The organism is bacterium (assembly GCA_023230585.1).
GTDB lineage: Bacteria > Ratteibacteria > UBA8468 > B48-G9 > JAFGKM01 > JALNXB01.
This window is the reverse complement of sequence record JALNXB010000108.1, coordinates 1-3,286: the sequence shown is the minus strand read 5'-3', so window position 1 is coordinate 3,286 and position 3,286 is coordinate 1. Positions and strand designations below refer to the sequence as shown.

Genomic DNA, 3,286 nt, shown 5'->3' with positions numbered 1-3,286 from the left:
TTTCACAATATTTACTTAATATAATGGGGTATTTACCAGCGTTTTTCATATACTCAGCACCATCTATCCAATCAAACCGCCATACCAAACACGAGATTTGTGTAATTGTGTGGCGTTTGCACTAAAAAGTTGATATTCAATAAAAAAGGCAATAACTTATCATTGTAAATATAAAAATCGAGGATAAAGGTGAAAGCTATGCTAAAAAAATCATTACTTTTGGGGATAGTTTTTGTTTTTTGTGCTGGTTTTTTAGTTGCACAAACAGCGGAAGCCCCGTCAGTTGGTGACGGCTCTGCGGACAACCCCTACCAAATCGCCACCTTAGCCAATCTTCGCTGGCTCAGTGAGAACACCGACATGTGGTCTTCGGGTATCTATTTTATTCAAACGGCCGATATTGACGCATCCAGGACCCAATCCTGGAACGGCGGCACCGGCTTTTCACCTATAGGGAATTGGTTTGATTATGGTGATTATAATCCTTTCAAGGGCAACTATAAAGGCAACGGACACGCCATTTCCGGGCTTTACATTAATCGACCATCAAGTAATGGTCAAGGTTTGTTTGGATATACATGGTCAGGTGCTGAACTAAGGGATATTGGTTTGGTTGATATAGATATTACCGGATGGGAAGGTGTCGGCGGCCTGATAGGACGGAATTACGGCAACGTATCAAACTGCTATGCCAGCGGGTCGATTAGCGGATCGAGCTTTGTCGGTGGCCTGACAGGAAGGAATTACACCACCGTATCAAACTGCTATGCCAGCGGGTCGGTTAGCGGAACGGAAGATGTCGGCGGCCTGATAGGAGTTAATCACGGTACCGCCTTAAACTGCTATGCCAGCGGGTCGATTAGCGGATCGAGCGCTGTCGGTGGCCTGATAGGATATAATTTCGAAAGCACCGTATCGAACTGCTATGCCAGCGGATCGGTTAGCGGATCTAGCTTGGTCGGCGGCCTGATAGGATTGAATTACAGATGTGCACTGTCGAACTGCTATGCAAGCGGGTCGATTAGCGGATCGAGCTCTGTTGGCGGCTTTTTAGGTTATTATTACAGCGGTACCATAACTGCCTGTTTTTGGGATCAAACGGTCAACTCAGAATTAAGTGGGGCGGGATATGGATACAGCGGTAACCAAATTATCGGAAATACGACTGCCGAGATGAAAATGAAAAGCACCTATGCTAATTTTGGCTGGGATTTTTTGACCATATGGGGTATCAATGATACAATCAATGGAGGCTATCCTTATCTATATTGGCAATCCCTGCCTAGAATCATTATTAATTCTATTGAAGAAATAACATCAAATTCTATAAATATCTATGCAGATTTGTTTTACCTGGGTTTCTCATATCCTTACGAGCACGGTTTCTGCTGGAACGTGGGCGGAAATCCTACGCTGGACGACAATAAGGTCGAACTTGGACCGGCCCATTTAATGGGGGTTTTCAGTACTGATATAACAGGTTTGGCATCGAACACCCTTTACTATATCCGAGCTTATGCCACGAATGAAGCGGGAACAGCGTACAGTGAGGTCAACTACTTTACAACCATTGAAACCGGTATAGCGGAGGGTCTCCCTTCAAATTATGTTCTGTCCCAAAACTACCCCAACCCCTTCAATCCACTAACAACCCTGCAATACGGCCTACCGGAAGCATCCGATGTGAACCTAGTGATCTTCGACATCACAGGCCGCAAGATCAAAGAATGGTCCATCGGCAACCAGCAGGCAGGCTGGCATGAAGTTATCTGGAACGGTACGGATCAGAGTGGAAGCCTGGTCTCAACAGGCGTATATATCTACAGCCTGCGAGCGGGTGATTTTGTTGACACCAAGAAGATGGTTTTTATGAAGTAAAAGGAGAGCCAGAATGTTAATTAATGAAAACGCAAAAGAATTAATTATCGAAAATGCCAACAGTTTTATTCTCGATGATGACAAAAAGAGTGAAATAAAAAACAAGAGAGAATTTTTTCACACTCAATTTCCGAAAGAAAAAATTGCTCAGCTAGATAAACAACATTACTTCCAAGGAAAAGGTATTAAAGAAGGGAATTTCACTTATGAGTTAGAGTGGAATTCACGAATTTTAGGTAGTATAAGAGGTGGTAGCGTATATAAGTTCGGGTATGAAGAAGATTTTACAAAGATCAAGAATCTTCTTGTAGAAATTCTATCTGCAAGAAATTCTCGAAGCACTTTTTATACTAACAATGGAGATCTTTCTGAGTTTTCAAAAGAAATTGTAAAAAAGACAAACAATCTAAAGGGAGTGGCAAGAGTATTTATTGGGAAAATACTATCAGTTTACTTTCCTGATATATTCATGGGAACATATACACACCAAGACGATTTTTTGCAAAGCATCTACCCTGAATATAAGCCAGAAGCACAGAATGTTGAACTATATTTAAGAAATAATTACATATTGCTTAATTTAAAGAAAAAATATGCTGACAATTTAACAAATGAAGAATTTGTGGACTTGTTGTATAAGTTATTTCCCATTAAACACGAATCTCCGGTTAAAATAATTGAAGATTCGGAAAACACAGTTATAGAAGCACTCGAGACGCAACACTACCAAACACTTATTCATAGAAATTTTAAAAAACTATTTAAGGGCAAGTTGAAATATGCTGATGAGGAAAGACAAAATGAATATATTGGGCATTTTGATACTTTGGAGGTTGGTATTTTAGATTTTCTTGCAGTCGATGAAAATAACGATTTTGTTGTAATTGAACTTAAGAGAAAATCAAATGATTCAACACTTGGTCAAATCTTAAGATATATGGGCTGGGTAAAGGTTAACCTTTGTAAAAATAACAATAAAGTTAAAGGCCTTATAATTGCAGAATCAAAGGATAACAAATTAGAATATGCTTTACATGTAGTTGAAAATGTCGTATTTAAAAAAATGAAATTGAATGTAGAAATTGATGATTAAATGCCAACCCCAATAAATAAAATAATCCACTACAAAAGCGCAGATAACACATACTTAAAAAAACGTATATGCCACAATTGGTATCAAAAATAATTCAGTACCGAGTTTTACTTAACAATACCGCCTTTTCAAAAGGTGTATTCAACTTAGATGAGCCTGTTTATTATCAATATGCGGTTGGAGAAATATTGCCCCATTTGAGACACAAGGAGTCAAAATTTAATCCCTACGAAACAGATGCAGTGAGATTCCCACTCTTCAACAAGTCAAATAATGCAAAAATATCAGAACAAATAGGTCAGTATGGTTTATTAC

General features: G+C 39.1%; 3 protein-coding genes. All 3 read left to right on the top strand.

Annotation, left to right across the window (positions count from 1 at the left end):
- Window positions 1–198: 198 nt before the first annotated feature.
- On the top strand, window positions 199–1,878 hold the full coding sequence (locus tag M0P98_09435) for a T9SS type A sorting domain-containing protein (protein ID MCK9267068.1): 1,680 nt from the start codon (window positions 199–201) through the stop codon (window positions 1,876–1,878).
- 13 nt (window positions 1,879–1,891) lie between these two features.
- Complete coding sequence (locus M0P98_09430; protein ID MCK9267067.1) at window positions 1,892–2,971, top strand: endonuclease NucS; 1,080 nt, start codon at window positions 1,892–1,894, stop codon at window positions 2,969–2,971.
- Window positions 2,972–3,039: 68 nt separating this feature from the next.
- Window positions 3,040–3,286: hypothetical protein (locus tag M0P98_09425; protein ID MCK9267066.1), on the top strand; the 247-nt coding region annotated here is incomplete at its 3' end.

Coding starts and splice junctions, on each gene's coding strand:
- M0P98_09435 (MCK9267068.1), top strand. CDS start 199: ATGCTAAAAAAATCATTACTTTTGGGGATAGTTTTTGTTTTTTGTGCT.
- M0P98_09430 (MCK9267067.1), top strand. CDS start 1,892: ATGTTAATTAATGAAAACGCAAAAGAATTAATTATCGAAAATGCCAAC.